The following is a 16,101-nucleotide window of genomic DNA, read 5'->3' on the forward strand; positions in this document are numbered from 1 at the left end:
TCGGAGCGGAGAGGGGTGGGGCAAGATGCCGAATTCACCTCTCTCCGCAATATTATGGCGCGTCCCTAAGGGGGTGCCAGAGGCGTCGAATCGATAGACCCTTGACGAATGATTCTTGCGAGATGCTCGCCGATCGCCTTCGCCATGGGAACTGGAACCGCATTGCCGATTTGGGTGTATTTGGGCAGCTCCCGCTCGTGAATGCCTTGTAGAGGGTTGCCTGCACGCCGGATACCCCCTGTGGTTCTCTTACCTTTAAACTGATACCAATCTGGAAACCCCTGAAGTCTTGCCCATTCACGGACCGAAAGCGTTCGAGGCTGTTCAAAATGGACATAGTCATCAGGTAGCGAGGTCGCCGTTACAGTGGGTCCTTTGTCCGTCCATTGCTTCGGCAGTACACGCTGCGCAAATTTTTTTGTCGACTCAAACGAATCGCCCTTTATCATTGCATCGAACTTCATAATTACCGACAGACTGTGCTTGCTATAAGTGTGTTCCGTAATAGGATCACCCTGTTGAGCGATTATGAGACCATCATGAGAGCGTCTGAGGTCAATCTGAGTTTGGCTGAGCGGCTGCCAGGGATAGAGCGTGGTGCTGCCGCCATTGATATAGTAGGGATCTACGAGATCACCAAGAACGTCCAGAATTGACGGTGCATGCGAAAGGCTACCGGATGGAAGGAAGCCGCTCGATATACCAGTCCCATCGATTTCATCAATGTCTCTTCTTTTGGTGACCTCGCCCGCTATGTCGCTACGAATTCCAACAAGTATTACGCGCGGCCTGTTCTGACAAACGCCATAATTTCTCGCATAAACAAGTTCAGCCGCGAGCTGGTAATCTCCGATGCCCGCGAATGCCCGCTTAACGTCGCGCCATATCTCTCCGGGTTCCCCAAAATAGGTCCATTTTCCGGTAAGTAGGCCTCGAACATTCTCAAAGACAAACGCTCTGGGTCGCAAGCGATCGACAGCTCGGGCCATATCCTTATAGAGGTGGTTGGAGGGTATGTCCTCTTTGCTTACCGCATAAGATCTTCGATGCCCTATCCCAGAAAAGCCCTGGCAAGGAGGGCCGCCAACAATGAGATCGATTTCCCCATGATTCAATGAGAATTCAGAGCGTATGTCTCGTTGAATTCTTTCGAGGTTCTCTTTCTTGGTGATCTTTCTCGCGTCAGCTGAGCTGAACCTGTTTAGCCACTTCTCCTGATCCAATCCGTCGCCGAACCAAGGATGAATTTGCATCCTATTTGAGATGTACGTTGCGCGAGCATCTAGGTTAATTTCGTTAACATATATTGGCGTGAATCCTGCTTGCTCGAGCCCAAGGCCAAACCCGCCGCAGCCGGCGAATAGATCGACGACGCTCAAAAATTGCTTTTCCAATGAGCTCCCCCAGTGTTACTAAGTTTCATCCGTTAATGGATAGATCCTTCACGCAACCCGTTATCATACCCCAGAATCACGGCCTGATGGCAGTGCGTACTATCCGCGATTGTATGATCGCAGGTGCTGGCGCGGTTGCCCAGGTGGAGTCTGGTCGCAAGGGGGGGGCTTCGCCAATGATGGCCCCGAGCGGCTTGGTGTTCTAATGTGCTTAGGCCTCATGTACTTTTTGAAGTGAGAGGTTTGCAGACCTTAAGGGTGGGGAAGACATGGAGCAGGTGAAGGACTATTCGGACAGTCGACTCTATGCTGGTTGTGTGTACTGCGGGATGCAGGTGACTACAAGAGACCATGTCCCATCTAAAGCATTTCTAGATGCTCCTTATCCGGAGAATCTTCCCGTGGTTGGTGCATGCAAAGACTGTAATGAGGGGTTCTCGAAGGACGAGCGATATGTTGCCTGTGTGATTGAAGTGGCTAGAAGAGGGAGCTCTGAACCTCTGGAGATGAGGAGGCTGACCGTCGCCGCTACGCTACAGAGATCTCCGAATCTGAAGGCGCTGATTGATTCTGGGCGTTCTGAACTGAATGGGAGGGTGCAGTATGGCTTCGATTCCAATCGACTGGAGCGAGTCCTAGTAAAGCTTGCTAAGGGGCATGCTTGCTATGAGTTGGCGGTTTGGAACTTGAGGGCTCCGAGTTCTGTATGGTGGGCGCCTCTCGTCGCACTCTCAGAGCTGGAGCGCGATCAGTTTGATGAGCCTGTGCTGGTTAACACTATTGGCGAAGTTGGATCAATCTGGAATCGAAGCGCAGATGCTGTTTTCCAGTCGACAGAGATGAAATGATCCGGAGCTGTGATAGCAAAAGGGATCTGGCTGGGCTCGCTCTGCTTTAAATGCGGTTTGAATTTAGGTGGCTCAGGGCTACCCCCCATGCAACCGCTCAGCTACCTGAGCAGTCAACGCAACACACGCCATCTTCAACCCTTCCATCACCCGATCCCCCAGATACTCCTCGGGCGCGCCGTTCTGCCGAGTCCGCTCCGCAGCCAGCATCAACTCCGCCACCACGCGCAAACCAGCCAACGCACAATCCGCATCCGCCAGCTGAAGGCAACGCCCGGGCAATTGATGCCGCTCCGGCCAAGGCTGGCCGTCCGCGGCCGCACCGGTTCCGATGCGGTGCAGCGTGGCGACGAAGGCGTTGGGATCGACGGACGGTTCGCGCTCGGGTTCGGCGTTGTCCGGATCGTACTGCGCGTGCAGGGAACGGAAGTCCGATGTGTTCATGGCAATGCTCCGTACAGGACAGATAGCAGCGCCACCGATAAAGGCGGCGGACGGTGCGTGTCTCGAAAACCGGTGAATACCCAATCCGGCGGGTCCGAGGACCCCCACGCACCGCCCGCCATGGATCGCGAACGGATTGCCAGCCGGCGCCATCCGAAGATGACGCCGACTGGCAAGCGCAAAGCACTGGGTATTCAGACGGGTTTTCGAGTCCCGCGCCACCTAGTGCGAGGTGGCATGCCAAGGTGTACTCGCATGGTTGCGAGATGCCAAGAAACCGTGGGCCGCAGAGGCCGCAAATGCTGACGCTTACAGCATTGTTGCATGGGGCGCGCGTGGCAGAACCCTTGCGGTGCAGTGGTTTCGGACGGTGTTAAGTTACAGCCCGAATGCGCATTGAAAAGCACGGTTTGCAGCTGTTCGGGATCCCAAAAGCGACACGTAGCCCACAGAGCCCATTCGCGCAGCGTGCCGATTGCGACACAACTTAACTTTGCACCGCTACGCGCGGCCGAGGCCACAGCGCATCGTCGCGCTCTAGGTCGTAGTCGCTGCCGAACGCCAGCGCCGCGTCGTGTGGAGGAAGGTCTGCGTAGCAGCCCAGCAGGTACTCATCCATGCCTGCGTCACCATGATCGATGGCGAACAGGTAGAGAAGCTCCTTGTCGAAAGCTTCCAGCCATGCAGGGTCGATCTTGGTCATGGTCATGGTCATCCTCCCGAAGCAGGGGAGGATGACCTGGGGAGGTCTCAGGGGCTGCGACCTCCTGCCCCAAGGGAGGCCGCCTCGATCTGGGCGATCAGCCCATGCGCATGGCGTGGCTCTGCTGTTCCTGCGTACGTGCATCCAGCGCCTGCTGCTCATTCTGGCGGGCGAGCTCGCGCTGATCGCCCACCACAGCCAGTTGCTGCAGCGATTCAGCCACCGGCGTTTGTGCAGCCACGGCAGTGGGCATTCCTGCACGCAGGTGGGCAGGGTCAGATAGGTCGCCTTGTACAACAAAGATGGTGTGACCCGCCGGCTGATTGGCCGTGGCGTTGCTCAGCACCACATGGTCCACCTGTTCCAGACCCTGCTCGCGTGCCCTCACTGTCAGGCTGGCGGCGAGGTTCTCACTGGTCGCGTCGAAGGGGCGGCCGTGCTTCTCGTCCAGTGCAGCGACGCCCTGACGAATCTGCTGATGGAGGGCATAGTCCGGGCTGCCTGGCTCTATCGCCGCGATTCGGCGTCCTTCCTTAAAGAGAGGCTCGGGCTCCTGCGTAGACACCACGCGCGGGCTCTTGGCGATCTCTCTGTAGGGATCTTCAGGATGAAACTGCTTCGCCTTGACCTCGCGTTCCAGGCGAACCTCGCGGGTCTCGTTCAACGCGGAAATCTCGGCGGGATCGGTCTCTTTGGTTGTTCTATCGAGCGGGGGAACGCCCACTGTGCGGTTCCAGCTGCCGTCTTTGGCGTCGTAGCTGTGATAGTCGAACTTGGTACCAATCACGTTCGGATCTACGGCGTCGCGCTGCAGGAGCGCTGCGCCCTCGAACTTGCTCAGCTCAACGAAGTAGAAATGCCCAGCGGGCTGCGGCATATCCAGGTGCACGCTGACGGCCGTCTTGCCAGCACGGAATGCGCCGGCAGCGCTGTTGTCGAGCATGTTCTGCCAGACCTTTTCGGCTGCCTGCTCGCCGCGTTTGTGCTCCGTGGACACCAGCAGCAAGCGTGGCGTCCAGCAGTTCACATTGAGGTCGTTCTTTTCGAACGAAACATCGTGGGATTTGAGCGTGCTGGTGTAGGGCAGGTTGAGTGCCAGATCGGGCCTGCCGGCCTCCATCCAACTTTTGCGCTCCGCCAGGTCGTTCCTGATCAGATCCTGGCCGAAGGTTTCTTGCCTGCGTTCGGTGAACGCTACGTTCTTCTCGTTGCCGAACAGCGTGGCCTGTTGCTCGGCAACGGCGGTTGCAAAGCTGTTGGCCACCCGGCCGGGGAGGCTGTCGTTGCGCACAACACCCAACGCAAGCAGGCCGTAGCCATCATTGTTGGGAAGCTGCGCGAGATAGTTCCAATACAGCTCGCGGTTTCCCTCCTTCGCGTAGGAGGACAGGACACGAATGTCCTTATCGGTAAGTCCGCTCATGATTCATCCTTGAGATGCGGTTTACGGCTGAACGCGATAGCGGCTCAGAAGATCACGAACGCTGGTTTCCAGTCGCTGCCAGTCGCTCAGCATGACGCGTGCATAGTTCATCTCGATCGCGATGCTGTCGCCCACGTCCACGATGGAATGGCGGCACATTGCGATCTGGCCTTCGCCAGCGCGTTCAAGTGTCTTTCCCTGAACTACAAGTCCGTCAGGAATCCGATCTGCCGGGTCGCAGCTGATGAACGTTGTCAGTTGGCCCTCCGCCGAGCGGGCCACATACCAGTCTGGCTCCATCCCCGGGTTGTGCACGTAAGGCCTGCCCAGCGCAGCCTCCGAGTCCTTTGCATAGGCTGCCATCAACGATGGGTCAATCGCATACGGCGTCAGACCCCAGCGTTCGGGTTGTGCAACGCGCAGCGCGAGGTTCTCTACCGGGTCCCTTCGCTCCAGTGATCCCGGTGCGCTGGTGGCCTCACTGCTGGACCGACGTGCCAGATAGTTCTGGATGGGAACGCGATCGATGTATCTAAGCTCGACCAGTACCTGCCGCCGGCTGTCCTGCGAGCTGCGCACCGGGCGATCACCGGGGGGCGCTGCATCGAAATCCGGCCAGAACACCGTGAGCATGACGCCTCCATCGGCCAGGGGGCCCGTCTGGTTGTAGTAGAGGTTGGCCGGGAACATGAAGCGGTGCGGGCCAAGCCGAGCTTCCACCGGCTGCGTCGTGTAGGTCTGTCCGCCCACCGTACGTGGGCTGGTTGCGGTTTCGGACATGGGGGTTCCGTTCGGGTCCTTTTCCGTGGATGGGGCCTTCGCGCAGGCGGTGGTGCTCAACACGGCCACCAGGGCGAAGGAGGCAAGCCGGCAAGCCGGTGCTCTGCTCATGGGCGATTCCCTTGCATGACCGGAACGACTATAGATCGGTGGAATGGCAAGCTCCAGTCGTTGCCGGGACCTTGCTCACGCCCGGGTCCAGTACTGCACGCTGGCTCACATATTCAGCAAATCGCGATCGGCGTCCTCAATTCCTCCACCTGCCCCCTATCCCACCTATGCCATCATCCGCCCAGGACCGCAGCACCCATCAAGGCTGAACAGGCATGGAGCAGGCAACACGCTACACCGTAACCCTTTATCTGGCCGCGCCCGGCACCCCGCTGAAAAGTGGGGGCATTTCGCCGCGCGGCCACATGTACCTGCAGGTCGCTGCGGGCGACGAGGCTCACAGCTACGGTTTCGCGCCGCCGCGCCAAGCACCGGGCGAAACCCGCACCGGCGTGCAGTACGCGCAGGTACGCCACGACGATGCCGACGAGCATCTGGACCCGTACTACAGCCGCACTCTGGAAATCACCGAGGAGCATTACGGCTGCCTGCGTGATTTCGCCGAGGAACCAGCCGAGTTCGAATTCGATTTGGATCGCCCGGCCACCATCAATCGCTGCAGCGATTTCGTCTGGGCGGCCCTGCACTACGCCGGCCTGCATCCGCTGCCGGCGCCGCTGGATGGGGGCAGCAACCTGGGCGAGTTCGCGGTGCTGTTCAACCTGCCGGAGATCCAGTGCATTGCCGCGCCGTTCCCGGGCAGCGACCTGAATGCCGAAATCCACCACGCGATGCCCGAGCGCGAGGCCGAGCATCATCGCCAGGGCGACCGTGCCAGCGATGAGCCGCCGCCGACGCCGATCGAAGTGGCCGGCACGCTGCTGGACCCTTCGCACCCCGACCATCGCCTGTTCTCGCAGCTGATCCAGAAAGTGGCCGAGCTGGATGCCGCGCATGGGCGCCCGTTCGATGCGGCCAGCCAGCGCATCAGCGCCAGCCTGCTGGTGCTGGCCAAGCAGAACAACCTCTCGCGCGTGGACCACGTGCTGCTCAGCCGGCCGACCCAAAACAGCCATGCCGCCGAGAGCATCTTCATCGTGCAGGGCGACCGCAACGACCCAGGGCACCGCCGCGCCAGCATCGCCACCGAGGTGGCGGCCAAGACCGATGTGGCCGATTCGCTGCGGTTGAAGGAGCAATGACGCGTCCAGTTCGGCGGAGGCTGGTGGTACTGGCGGTGCTGGGCGCGCTGGCGGCATGCCGTGCGTCACCAGCGCCTGAGGTTGCGCCGTCCCTGCTGACGCGCGCACAGGCCGAGGCCCGCACGGTTGTGCCGCTCACGCGGGCCGTGCAGTTGCAGAAGGCCGGTCGGATTGCCGAGGTCACGTTTGATTTGCCGGCGCCCCAGAAGCCGGCCATTCCGATCCTGAACATCGGGTTGCGGCTGCAGGATACCGATGGGCGACGGCTGCTGGATGCTTCGGAGAAGATCACGCTGGGACGGCTGCCAACGCGGCTGCGCCTGGAGCGTATTGATGGCGGTGCACCTGGTCCTGTGCAGCTCTGGCAGCGTACTCGCGATGGACGCGATTCTCAGAAAATCGGGGAGGATGGCGTGGTAACAGACCTGACGACGGGGAGCGTGGACATCAACAGCTTGGCCGAGGCCGGGTTGTACTCTGAAGAGGTGCTCTATCGCACGTTGCAGTTGGCGCAGGTCGGAGGCATTGCACCCGGGCGCTACGTTCTGCGGGTGGACCTTGTGGAGGATCGGCCCCGGCTGGAAGGCCTGAAAGCAGAACTGATCGTTGGCTATCAATCACTAGGAAAGTGAACATGCACAAGGACGATGCCGAACGCTACAGCGTAACCATTCATCTGGCGGCCCCCGGCACGCCGCGCTACGGCCGTGATGCTGAGGGAAACAGGTTTCTGCTGGAGCCCTCGTTCGCGGGGCACATGTTCCTGTCGCTGCGCCGTTCGGGTGAACCCTTGCCGGAGAGCATGGGTTTCACCCACGCAGGCACCAAGGACGAGCCGAACAGGGGCAAAGTCGATGACATGGATGTGTTGGTCTACGACAAGCCCCGCTTCGAGCGCACGATCGAGATCAGCAAGGAGCAGTACGACCGCATCCTCGAGTTCTCGGCGAACCCGAAGAAGCACGGCTTCGACATGGAGTACGACTTCTTCTCCAACGCGTGCACCGATTTCGCATGGGGTGCCCTGAACCACGCTGGGCTGCGCCCGGTCGGGCTGGCCGGGGAGATCACCAACTACGAGGGCGCTACCAGGGTCCTGGACAACATCCGCGCGGTCAATGCCATTCCGCAGCAGGTGAAGGGCAGCGAACTGGACAAGGTGCAGTGGAACCCGATGCCGAAGCAGACCTTCCGCGAGTGGATGTTCACCGAGAACGGCGAGCAGTGGCGCGGCAACAGTACGCTCGCGGCAAGCGGCACGCCCGCAGACCCGGCGCACGACGATCATGCCCGCCTCAACCAGATCCACCAGCAGGTAGCCGACCTCGGCGCTTTCGGGGCGCGCAACGGCAATGTCAGTGCCAGCCTGCTCGCGCTGTCGAAGGAGCAGCAGTTCTCGCGCGTGGACGAGGTGGTGCTGGGCGAGCAGCGCGGTGATACCGCACCGCAGCTGTTCATCGTGCAGGGGGACCGCAGTGACCCGGCACACCAGCGCGCCAGCATGCCGGCGGAGGTGGCTGCGCAGGCACCGGTGGAGGCCTCGTTCGATCGGGTCGCGCAGTTGCAGCAGAATGAGCCGCAACGAGACGCGCAGCGCCTGCAGGAGGAGCAGCAGCTTCAGCAGAGCCACGGCCCACGGATGGCATAGCGGCGGGCGCAGCATCGAGGTCGAGCGTCGGCCATTCCCGCGCCGGCGCACGCCACGCCCCCCACCTGCTACCATTCCCCCGCATCCCCAGCCAGCCCACCCCGCGCAGACAGATGTGGGGCGGGCCGTCGCAGTACGGCCCAGCGAGCCAGGACACCTTCCCGTGCCCATTCAAGGACGCTCGCATGTTCAGTACTCCTCTCTTCCGCTCGGCCGCCCTGGCCGTTGCCGTTTTGCTCAGCCTCGGCGTGCCCTCCGCGTTCGCCGACAACGCGCCCGCCGCCAGTGCCACCGCCGCTGTACAGCGCCAGGCCGTGGCCAAGGGCCTGTACGAGCTGGCTTACAGCCCGAAGCAGAACGCCGTGTTCGTGGCCTCGTCCGGCGGCTTCGGCGATGACGCCGGCCCGGCCCAGGTGCTGCGCCTGAACCCGGCCACGCTGGCCGTGGAAACCCGCATCCCGCTGGAGCGCAAGGCGTTCGGTGTGGTGCTGGATGACGCCCACAACCGCCTGTACGTGGGCAACACCGTGGACCTGTCGGTGACCGTGGTCGACACCGCGCAGAACAAGGCCGTCGGCACCCTCCAGCTGATGGAGAAGAAGACCGGCAAGGACGGCAAGGCCGCCTACACCCATGACCTGCGCGAGCTGGTGGTCGACAGCGCGGCCAACCGCCTGTACGTGACCGGCCACAGCAGCCAGCCGGACGTGAGCAGCGTGCTGTTCGTGATCGATACCACCACGCTGAAGGTGATCAACACCATCGACGGCCTGGGCAATGCCAAGGCACCGGGCCTGGCGCTGGATGCGGCCAACAAGCGCGTCTACACCAGCAACCTGCTGGCCGACCTGGTGGTGGTGGGTACCGATTCGAACAAGGTGGTGGCGCAGCACAGGATCGCCGCCGAGCAGCCGATGAACATCGCGCTGGATCCGGCCGGCAAGCGCCTGTTCGTGACCGACCAGGGCTCGGAATTCCTGCGTGGTTACCAGGCCAAGAGCAGCGGCCTGGTCAGCAAGCATCCGGGCCAGCGCGTGCTGGTGCTCGACCGCAGCACCGGCAAGGAACTGGCCAGCATCCCGACCGATGCCGGCCCGCTGGGTATCCTGCTGGATGCACCGCGCAAGCGCCTGTACGTGACCAACCGCGAAGCCGGTACGGTGACCGCGTACAACAGTGACAGCTACCAGAAGGTGGCGACCTACAAGGTGCCGACCCACCCGAACAGCCTGGCGCTGGATGCGAAGAACAACGTGTTGTTCGTGAGCATCAAGAACGGCGAGAAGGATGACAAGGGCGCTGACGAGAGCGTGGCGCGGATCCAGCTGTAACAGCGGTGCACAGGCTGTAAACGCAGGGGCAGGGCGCAACGCGCTGCCCCTATTTCATGTCGCAGCGTTTACCCCAGCCGCGGCGCGGGGTTCTGCATTTCCTGCGCCTGCGCCTCAACCTGCTGCTGCACATCCAACCCCAACTTCTGCATCGACTGCTCCACCGGCGTCTGCGCCGCCACCGCGGTCGGCATCATCGCGCGCAGGTGCGCCGGATTGGCCGGGTCGCCCTGCACCACGAAGATGTTGTGTCCGGCCGAGTGCTGGGCCGTGGCGTTGCTGACCAGCACGTGGTCGACCTGTTGCAGGCCCTGTTCGCGGGCGAGCACGGTCAGGCTGGCGGTCAGGCGTTCGCTGGTCTGGTCGAACGCACGGCCATGCTGGGCGTCCAGTGCGGCCACGCCCTGACGGATCTGCTGGTTGAGGCCGTAGTCGGGGTGGTTGGGGGTGATTTCTGCCATGGCGATCGAACGGTAGCGGTGGGTCGGGGTGAACCCCGCCAGTATAGATCCGGCCGGTGAAGGGCGCCGGAAAGGTCAGTCCGCCGGCCGATGGTCATAGCTGATCACCCGTTCGGCCAGCCAGTGCCCGTCCACGCGGCGCCAGACCTGGATGAAGCGGGCCTGGCCGGTCCAGCGTTCCACCCCGTCCTTGCCGCGCTCGTAAAAACGGTGGTCGCCGATTTCGAGCGCCCGCTCATCGTGCAGCGGAAACACCTGCAGCGAAGATTCCACGAGCTCGCGGCGCAGCTGCCAGCCACCCTCGCGCGCGCTGCTGCACAGGTTGGCCACGCTGTGGCGGAAGTCCTCGCGGCTGCTGGCCGACTTGCCATCCTTGTCATGGAAGAACTCCATGTCCTGGGTGGTCATCGCGGCGGCCTTGTCAGCATCGCAGGCCTCGAAGGCGGCGGCGAACAGCTGGGTGTCGGCCTGGCGGATCTGCTCGCGCAGGTCATCGGAGGGCGCGGGTGCGGCGGCGAGGCCGGCGGCCAGCAGGGGGAGGGTGAGCAGCAGCATGGCGAAGCTCCAGGGAGGGTTCACGCAGGCTCGCATGGCGCTTGGGCCACTGCAGCCGGCTTCCGACGAAACGGCCCTGCCACGGAATGAATGCCCATATTGGCGGCCCGGTTCCAGCCTTGAGGCCGTTGCCTGTGCAGGGGATGTCATGAGCGGCCGGGATTCCCTCACGGCCGCCACAGGTGACGGCCATTAGCCTGCACTCCTTCCCTTCCACAGGAGCTCCCATGCCTGCTTCCCGCATCCGCCTGCACGTTGAAGACACGGGTGGCGATGGCCGCCCGGTCATCCTGATCCACGGCTGGCCGCTGTCCGCCGATGCCTGGAAGACGCAGGTGGCGATCCTGCGCGACGCCCAGTATCGGGTGATCAGCTACGACCGGCGTGGCTTTGGCCGCTCTGACAAGCCGGCCGAAGGTTATGACTACGACACGCTGGCGGCGGACCTGGCGGGGCTGATCGAGGAGCATGACCTGCGCGACGCCACCCTGGTCGGTTTCTCGATGGGTGGCGGCGAGGTGGCGCGCTACGTGGCCAACCATGGCCAGGATCGCCTGCAGAGTGTGGTGTTCGCGGCCGCTGTGCCGCCGTTCCTGCTGCGCAGCGACGACAATCCGCAGGGGCCACTGACCCAGGCCAAGGCCGATGAAATGCGCAGCGGATTGGAGAAGGACCGCGAAGCGCTCTTCGATGGCTTCACCCGCGACTTCTTCAGCGCCAACGGCCAGTTGATGGTCAGCGAGGAGACGCGCCAGGCGGCGATCGCGCTGTGCCATCAATCCGACCAGGCGGCGGCGCTGGGCTGCATGAAGGCGTTCGCCACGACCGATTTCCGGGATGACCTGAAGAAGATCACGGTGCCGACCTTGATCCTGCACGGCGACAGTGACGCCATCGTGCCGTTCGAGGGCTCTGGGCAGCGTACCCACAAGGCCATCAAGGGCAGCGAAGTGGTGATCCTGGAAGGCGCGCCACATGGCTGCAACACCAGCCACGCCGACCGCTTCAATCTGGCCCTGCTGAACTTCCTGAAGCGCTAAGCTGCGGCCATGCGCCAGACCAGAACACCCCCGTGGAAGAAGCCCAACCCCAAGGGCCAGACGTCGCAACCGCTGTCGGATGCGCAGAAGGCCGCGGCGCGGCAGCGGGCGGAGGAGAACGGGCGGCGCTATCCGAACCTGGTGGACAACATGTGGGCGGCGAAGCTGCCGCGTGGGTCGTGATTCAAAGGCTGGGTGCGGGCCTGGTGGAGAGCCGAGCCGATGCTCGGCTGGCGCGCGCAGCGCGTGCCGTCCGGAGAAGGGGGGCAAAGGGCAGCGGAGCATGGGCTCGGCGCTAAGGGCCGGGCAGTGGCTGCCAGTCCGCCTCCCTCCACGGCGCAACGTCGCGTTGCTGTACGTCAATGGCCTCGATTGGCAACCCGGCCAGCCGTGCCAGTTCCGCACGCAGCATTTCGGTGTCCAACGGCAGCGCGATGGCCACCTGCAGGCGGTCGCCCTGCTGCCGGACCTGCACGGGCACGACCGCACGGGCTTCATGCTCACCGCCGGTGCGACCGATCGGGTAGCGCATCGCCGTGGGCCGCCCCAGCTGTGCGAGCGCGGGTTGCCATGCCTGCAGCACGACGGGCTGTGCGGCCACGGGAACCTGCGCCTCGACGACGGTTCCTGCATAACCGATGAGATTGCCCACCATCACCTGGAAGCGTGCGCCATCGGGGATGACCAGCACGGTGGCGATCAGCGCCATCAGCGAGAGGATGGCCGCGGCGAAGCGCCAACTGCGCGGCGCGGCGGCGGCGCGGGTCGCCGTGCGCAGCCCCGGCTTGCGCCGCAGCTTGCGCGCGTAGATGCGCCGATCCTTCCTGCGCGGGCTGGTGCTGTGCGCCGGCAGGTTCAACGGGACGCGTGGCAGCCGGGCGACGCGCGCGTCGATCAGGCGCGCGAGCAGCCACCACGCGAGCACGAATGCCAGCAGGGGCAGCAGCGTTCGTACGATCAGGTACAGCATCACCATCGGGAACACCAAGGAAAATTCGCATTCAAACAACCGTGCCATCGTAACGGCGCTGCGTAGTGTGTGTCGCATCCGCCAGCCGACACGTGCGAACTGCTTGGTTAGGATGGCTCTTTGCTGTCATGGATGAACCGATGAGCGCTGCCACCTCCCGAATCCGCCGCATCTGTGGGCAGGGGCCGATCCTGCTGATGCTGCAGCTGGTCGCGTTGCTGTCCGTTGCACTGGCTTCCGGGTTCTTCCATTGCCGCGTCGACCTGCTGCTGGAGCCGATCACCGCGGCGTGCGGTGGCCCGGATGAGCAGGCGCGGTTGCAGATGGCCGAACAGGTGATGGCGCGCGCCGGTGCATTGGACGACTGGCAGCCATTGAGCTGGATTCCATTGGCGGGCATCGTGCTGGCGCTGCTGGGTGCGATGGCGGTGTGCGCGAGCCGCGCGCTGTGGCTGCGCGATGGGCTGCGCACGGCGAACGTGGCGCTGCTGCTGCTGCATGGCGGCGCACTGTGCTTGGCCGGGTGGACGCTGCACCTGTACGAGAACGCATGGAACAGCGTGGCGCGCTTGTCACCCACGGCATGCCTGATGGACCTGGGGGCGGAGGGCGATACCCCGCTGGTGCAGGCGCAGTCCGTGGTGTTCCACATCCTGACGCGTGAGAACGCAACGCTGATGCGCAATCCGGACGACCTGGCGCTGGTGCTGGTGGCGTTGTTGATGGCGACGATGGTGGGCGGCATCTCCCTGTGGCGGGCGATCGTGCGGGTTCGGGCGGCACGATCGGCAGTGGCCTGACGGGCCTCCGCGGCCGACCGGATCCGAGACATGCAGAGCGCACGCTCGGCGGCGCGCGGCAATCGCGCTACAGTCGACGCCTCGCCACTCTAGGGAAGACCCGATGCGCTTGTTGCTGCGTGCGTTGCCGTTGTTGCTGTGTTCGCTGGCCGTACACGCCGCCGAGGTGGACCGTCGTATCGCGGTGACCATCGATGATCTGCCATGGGCACGGCTGGACCAGATCGTGCCGCCGGATCTGCAGGCGCGGCACGAAGCGTTGATGGCCCAGCTGCGCGAGGCCGGCGTGCCGGTGGTGGGCTTCGTCAATGAGAACAAGCTTGAGGTGAATGGACAGGTGCAGCCGGCGCGGGTGCAGATGCTGCGCGACTGGCGCGAGGCTGGCTATGTGCTGGGCAACCACACGTACTCGCACATGGATCTGAATGCGAAAGGCGTGGCGGCGTTCCAGCAGGATTTCCTGCGCGGCGAAACGGTGCTGCGGCCGCTGCTGGCCGAGAAGGGGCAGGCGCCACAGTGGATGCGCCACCCCTACCTGCGGGCCGGGCGCACCGCGGATGAGCGCGTGCAGATGGAGGCGTTCTTCAAGCAGCATGGCTATCGCGTGGCACCGGTGACGGTGGACAACGGGGAATGGGTGTGGGCGTTCGCCTATGCCAACGTGATGAACGAGCAGGCGGATTCGCCGGCGAGCGACGCGACGCTGGCGCAGCTGCGCAAGGGCTACGTGCCGTACATGCTGAACAAGCTGGATTACTACGAGAAGCAGTCGCAGGCGCTGCTGGGGTACGCGCTGCCGCAGGTGTGGCTGATGCACGCCAACGAGCTCAATGCGGCCACCCTTGCCGAACTGGTGGCGGCCACGAAGCGCCGCGGCTATCGCTTCATTTCACTGGACGAAGCGATGCGTGACCCGGCGTATGCGCGGGGTGCGGAAGGCTACAACGGCCGCTATGGCCCGAGCTGGCTGCATCGCTGGGCGATGGCGGAGAACAAGCCGAAGGACTTCTACGCCGGCGAACCGGAGGTGCCGGCGTGGGTGATGAAGCTGGCCAAGGTTGATTCGGAGTGAGGCTCAGCGCTTGACGGCCAGCACGCCGTCGAGCGCCAGTTCCGCCTTGAAACCAGCCTTTTCCAGGCGTTTGGCCACTTCACGCGGCACGTCGCGGCCGCTGGTCAGCTTGTTCGGCGCGCCGGTGTAATGGAACAGGCGACCGCCCTTGCGGATGACGCGGGCGAGGTGGTCGTAGAACACCTGCGAGTACAGCTCGCCGGCGATGCCGAAGCGCGGCGGGTCGTGCAGGATTGCGTCGACACTGTTGCTGGCCACCCGTTCGATCTGCTGCGAAACGTCACCGTGGCTGAACTGCAGGCGACCACCGGCGGCAGCCGAGTCTGGATCCGGCGACCACGGGTTGAGCGTGCGAAGCCACATCACATCGGCGTTCTTCTCGAATGAACGGATCTGGCCGACACCGGCCTCCAGCGCGCAGGCGGCGAAGTAGCCCAGGCCACCGCAGGTATCGAGGATGACCTTGCCGGCCGGGGCGACCAGCTCCACCTTGCGGCGTGCATCCTCGAACGGCGACAGCTTCGAGGTCGGCAGCATCTTGATGCCGTCGATCTCGAAGGTCGGTGCGCCCCATTCGGTGGGCACCAGCTTGATCAGCGAGCCGCTGTAGCGCGAGATCGGCGCGAATTCCTCGCCATCCCAGTAGTACAGCGTGCGGTCCTTCAGCTTGCCCGGCCAAGGGTAGGGCTGGCCCCGGAAGTGGAAGCCGTCCGCATCCAGCGCCACGCTGTCCTGGCTGCGGCCGAGGTCAAGCGATCCCTGCCAGTCGGCGGCGCCCTTGTCATGGGCACGGCGCAGGGTATCGGCGCTGTCGCGGGTCAGCAGGGGGCCGGTGTAATGGGGCACGGCGGGTACCGGGGCGGTTCGGGGGAGGGCATGGTACCGCAGCTGTTGTAGAGCCAAGCCGATGTCAAAGCAGGTCCACGCCATGCGTGGATGCAGGCAGGGAGGAGTCGGGCGTGGGCCCGACGCTAGCGCTGGTGCAGCTGTAACCGTGTGTGGTCCCTTCCCCCGCGATCATGCCGACGCCACGCGACGGCTGCATGCCCTGCCGCGCGCACGATCGACGATGGGCCTCCTGAGTTTGCGGTGGCTGCCGATCGAAGTCGTAGCGCATGCGGCCGTCCTCCTGCAGCAGCCAATGCACGGTAACGCGCTCATGGCGACCATCACCGAGATCCCAGTCCAGGGTGCGCATGATCAGAGTCTGGCCATCGGGCAGCTGCCGGACTTCGTCATAGGCCCCCTGAGACTGTATTGCACCGGCCATCAGCAGGAGGGGCAGCATGTTGCAATATCCAAGACTGAATGTCATTTCGTCAGTCCTTTGCCAATGAGTAGATGGCGTTGATGCATGGACGAGAAATGCCCTGCCTTTG

Annotated in this window: 18 protein-coding genes; 8 read left to right on the forward strand and 10 right to left on the reverse strand. The window is 63.5% G+C overall.

Going from position 1 to position 16,101, the window contains the following annotated elements; genetic code table 11:
* Nucleotides 1-65 precede the first annotated feature (65 nt).
* The 5 genes from AC5P7S_RS14340 to AC5P7S_RS14360 all read right to left on the reverse strand — a co-directional run bounded on the left by AC5P7S_RS14340 (nt 66) and on the right by AC5P7S_RS14360 (nt 5,703).
* Entirely contained in the window at nt 66-1,379 is a 1,314-nt protein-coding gene (locus AC5P7S_RS14340) for a DNA cytosine methyltransferase (protein ID WP_242441392.1), read from the reverse strand.
* 941 nt (nt 1,380-2,320) lie between these two features.
* Nucleotides 2,321-2,686 (reverse strand): hypothetical protein, encoded by a 366-nt coding sequence (locus AC5P7S_RS14345; RefSeq protein WP_065179808.1) that lies wholly within the window; start codon nt 2,684-2,686, stop codon nt 2,321-2,323.
* Between the two features lie 487 nt (nt 2,687-3,173).
* Nucleotides 3,174-3,389: a hypothetical protein gene (locus tag AC5P7S_RS14350; protein WP_170944958.1), complete on the reverse strand. Its 216-nt coding sequence runs from the start codon at nt 3,387-3,389 to the stop codon at nt 3,174-3,176.
* Between the two features lie 97 nt (nt 3,390-3,486).
* Complete coding sequence (locus tag AC5P7S_RS14355) at nt 3,487-4,812, reverse strand: XVIPCD domain-containing protein (protein WP_095379203.1); 1,326 nt, start codon at nt 4,810-4,812, stop codon at nt 3,487-3,489.
* A 21-nt stretch (nt 4,813-4,833) separates the two neighbouring features.
* Nucleotides 4,834-5,703: a hypothetical protein gene (locus AC5P7S_RS14360; RefSeq protein WP_095379205.1), complete on the reverse strand. Its 870-nt coding sequence runs from the start codon at nt 5,701-5,703 to the stop codon at nt 4,834-4,836.
* A gap of 215 nt (nt 5,704-5,918) precedes the next feature.
* On the opposite strand from AC5P7S_RS14360, the gene AC5P7S_RS14365 reads away from it, so the two are divergent.
* From AC5P7S_RS14365 to AC5P7S_RS14380, 4 genes are all read left to right on the forward strand, one after another.
* Nucleotides 5,919-6,845 carry an XVIPCD domain-containing protein gene (locus AC5P7S_RS14365; protein WP_095379208.1) on the forward strand — a complete coding sequence of 309 codons (927 nt, stop codon included), beginning with the start codon at nt 5,919-5,921 and terminating at the stop codon, nt 6,843-6,845.
* The gene (locus AC5P7S_RS14370) at nt 6,842-7,477 is read left to right on the forward strand and encodes a hypothetical protein (RefSeq protein WP_095379210.1); all 636 of its coding nucleotides are present in this window, start codon (nt 6,842-6,844) and stop codon (nt 7,475-7,477) included. Before AC5P7S_RS14365 ends, AC5P7S_RS14370 begins: the two co-directional genes overlap by 4 nt.
* A gap of 2 nt (nt 7,478-7,479) precedes the next feature.
* Nucleotides 7,480-8,493 (forward strand): XVIPCD domain-containing protein, encoded by a 1,014-nt coding sequence (locus AC5P7S_RS14375; protein ID WP_095379212.1) that lies wholly within the window; start codon nt 7,480-7,482, stop codon nt 8,491-8,493.
* 185 nt (nt 8,494-8,678) lie between these two features.
* Nucleotides 8,679-9,824 (forward strand): YncE family protein, encoded by a 1,146-nt coding sequence (locus tag AC5P7S_RS14380; RefSeq protein ID WP_095379214.1) that lies wholly within the window; start codon nt 8,679-8,681, stop codon nt 9,822-9,824.
* 68 nt (nt 9,825-9,892) lie between these two features.
* Here AC5P7S_RS14380 and AC5P7S_RS14385 read toward each other — a convergent pair whose 3' ends face one another.
* Together AC5P7S_RS14385 and AC5P7S_RS14390 are read right to left on the reverse strand one after the other, a co-directional pair.
* Nucleotides 9,893-10,285: an XVIPCD domain-containing protein gene (locus tag AC5P7S_RS14385; RefSeq protein ID WP_065186643.1), complete on the reverse strand. Its 393-nt coding sequence runs from the start codon at nt 10,283-10,285 to the stop codon at nt 9,893-9,895.
* A gap of 75 nt (nt 10,286-10,360) precedes the next feature.
* Nucleotides 10,361-10,840: a nuclear transport factor 2 family protein gene (locus AC5P7S_RS14390; protein ID WP_095379216.1), complete on the reverse strand. Its 480-nt coding sequence runs from the start codon at nt 10,838-10,840 to the stop codon at nt 10,361-10,363.
* Between the two features lie 227 nt (nt 10,841-11,067).
* On the opposite strand from AC5P7S_RS14390, the gene AC5P7S_RS14395 reads away from it, so the two are divergent.
* Both AC5P7S_RS14395 and AC5P7S_RS14400 read left to right on the forward strand, forming a co-directional pair.
* Nucleotides 11,068-11,880 (forward strand): alpha/beta fold hydrolase, encoded by an 813-nt coding sequence (locus tag AC5P7S_RS14395; RefSeq protein ID WP_095379219.1) that lies wholly within the window; start codon nt 11,068-11,070, stop codon nt 11,878-11,880.
* A 9-nt stretch (nt 11,881-11,889) separates the two neighbouring features.
* Nucleotides 11,890-12,063: a hypothetical protein gene (locus AC5P7S_RS14400; protein ID WP_005415066.1), complete on the forward strand. Its 174-nt coding sequence runs from the start codon at nt 11,890-11,892 to the stop codon at nt 12,061-12,063.
* Nucleotides 12,064-12,175: 112 nt separating this feature from the next.
* Here AC5P7S_RS14400 and AC5P7S_RS14405 read toward each other — a convergent pair whose 3' ends face one another.
* The gene (locus tag AC5P7S_RS14405) at nt 12,176-12,856 is read right to left on the reverse strand and encodes a hypothetical protein (RefSeq protein WP_095379228.1); all 681 of its coding nucleotides are present in this window, start codon (nt 12,854-12,856) and stop codon (nt 12,176-12,178) included.
* Between the two features lie 134 nt (nt 12,857-12,990).
* Between AC5P7S_RS14405 and AC5P7S_RS14410 the strand changes: the two genes are divergently transcribed.
* Both AC5P7S_RS14410 and AC5P7S_RS14415 read left to right on the forward strand, forming a co-directional pair.
* Nucleotides 12,991-13,650, forward strand: coding sequence for a hypothetical protein (locus tag AC5P7S_RS14410; protein ID WP_170944957.1), 660 nt, complete (start codon nt 12,991-12,993; stop codon nt 13,648-13,650).
* Nucleotides 13,651-13,753: 103 nt separating this feature from the next.
* On the forward strand, nt 13,754-14,722 hold the full coding sequence (locus tag AC5P7S_RS14415) for a polysaccharide deacetylase family protein (protein WP_095379224.1): 969 nt from the start codon (nt 13,754-13,756) through the stop codon (nt 14,720-14,722).
* Between the two features lie 3 nt (nt 14,723-14,725).
* Here the strand turns inward: AC5P7S_RS14415 and AC5P7S_RS14420 are convergent, their stop codons facing one another.
* Both AC5P7S_RS14420 and AC5P7S_RS14425 read right to left on the reverse strand, forming a co-directional pair.
* Nucleotides 14,726-15,652 (reverse strand): class I SAM-dependent methyltransferase, encoded by a 927-nt coding sequence (locus AC5P7S_RS14420; RefSeq protein ID WP_428993042.1) that lies wholly within the window; start codon nt 15,650-15,652, stop codon nt 14,726-14,728.
* Nucleotides 15,633-16,010, reverse strand: coding sequence for a hypothetical protein (locus AC5P7S_RS14425; RefSeq protein ID WP_095379426.1), 378 nt, complete (start codon nt 16,008-16,010; stop codon nt 15,633-15,635). The genes AC5P7S_RS14420 and AC5P7S_RS14425 overlap by 20 nt, the downstream gene beginning before the upstream one ends.
* Nucleotides 16,011-16,101 lie beyond the last annotated feature (91 nt).

The organism is Stenotrophomonas sp. YJH_SMC_32 (genome assembly GCF_059369975.1).

Excerpts from the sequence above, each read along its gene's own strand:
- AC5P7S_RS14365 (WP_095379208.1), top strand. The coding sequence starts at position 5,919 with ATGGAGCAGGCAACACGCTACACCGTAACCCTTTATCTGGCCGCGCCC.
- AC5P7S_RS14370 (WP_095379210.1), top strand. The coding sequence starts at position 6,842 with ATGACGCGTCCAGTTCGGCGGAGGCTGGTGGTACTGGCGGTGCTGGGC.
- AC5P7S_RS14360 (WP_095379205.1), bottom strand. The coding sequence starts at position 5,703 with ATGAGCAGAGCACCGGCTTGCCGGCTTGCCTCCTTCGCCCTGGTGGCC.
- AC5P7S_RS14420 (WP_428993042.1), bottom strand. The coding sequence starts at position 15,652 with ATGGCGTGGACCTGCTTTGACATCGGCTTGGCTCTACAACAGCTGCGG.
- AC5P7S_RS14380 (WP_095379214.1), top strand. The coding sequence starts at position 8,679 with ATGTTCAGTACTCCTCTCTTCCGCTCGGCCGCCCTGGCCGTTGCCGTT.
- AC5P7S_RS14395 (WP_095379219.1), top strand. The coding sequence starts at position 11,068 with ATGCCTGCTTCCCGCATCCGCCTGCACGTTGAAGACACGGGTGGCGAT.
- AC5P7S_RS14345 (WP_065179808.1), bottom strand. The coding sequence starts at position 2,686 with ATGAACACATCGGACTTCCGTTCCCTGCACGCGCAGTACGATCCGGAC.
- AC5P7S_RS14410 (WP_170944957.1), top strand. The coding sequence starts at position 12,991 with ATGAGCGCTGCCACCTCCCGAATCCGCCGCATCTGTGGGCAGGGGCCG.
- AC5P7S_RS14415 (WP_095379224.1), top strand. The coding sequence starts at position 13,754 with ATGCGCTTGTTGCTGCGTGCGTTGCCGTTGTTGCTGTGTTCGCTGGCC.
- AC5P7S_RS14405 (WP_095379228.1), bottom strand. The coding sequence starts at position 12,856 with ATGGTGATGCTGTACCTGATCGTACGAACGCTGCTGCCCCTGCTGGCA.
- AC5P7S_RS14400 (WP_005415066.1), top strand. The coding sequence starts at position 11,890 with ATGCGCCAGACCAGAACACCCCCGTGGAAGAAGCCCAACCCCAAGGGC.
- AC5P7S_RS14390 (WP_095379216.1), bottom strand. The coding sequence starts at position 10,840 with ATGCTGCTGCTCACCCTCCCCCTGCTGGCCGCCGGCCTCGCCGCCGCA.
- AC5P7S_RS14425 (WP_095379426.1), bottom strand. The coding sequence starts at position 16,010 with ATGCTGCCCCTCCTGCTGATGGCCGGTGCAATACAGTCTCAGGGGGCC.
- AC5P7S_RS14355 (WP_095379203.1), bottom strand. The coding sequence starts at position 4,812 with ATGAGCGGACTTACCGATAAGGACATTCGTGTCCTGTCCTCCTACGCG.
- AC5P7S_RS14350 (WP_170944958.1), bottom strand. The coding sequence starts at position 3,389 with ATGACCAAGATCGACCCTGCATGGCTGGAAGCTTTCGACAAGGAGCTT.
- AC5P7S_RS14385 (WP_065186643.1), bottom strand. The coding sequence starts at position 10,285 with ATGGCAGAAATCACCCCCAACCACCCCGACTACGGCCTCAACCAGCAG.
- AC5P7S_RS14375 (WP_095379212.1), top strand. The coding sequence starts at position 7,480 with ATGCACAAGGACGATGCCGAACGCTACAGCGTAACCATTCATCTGGCG.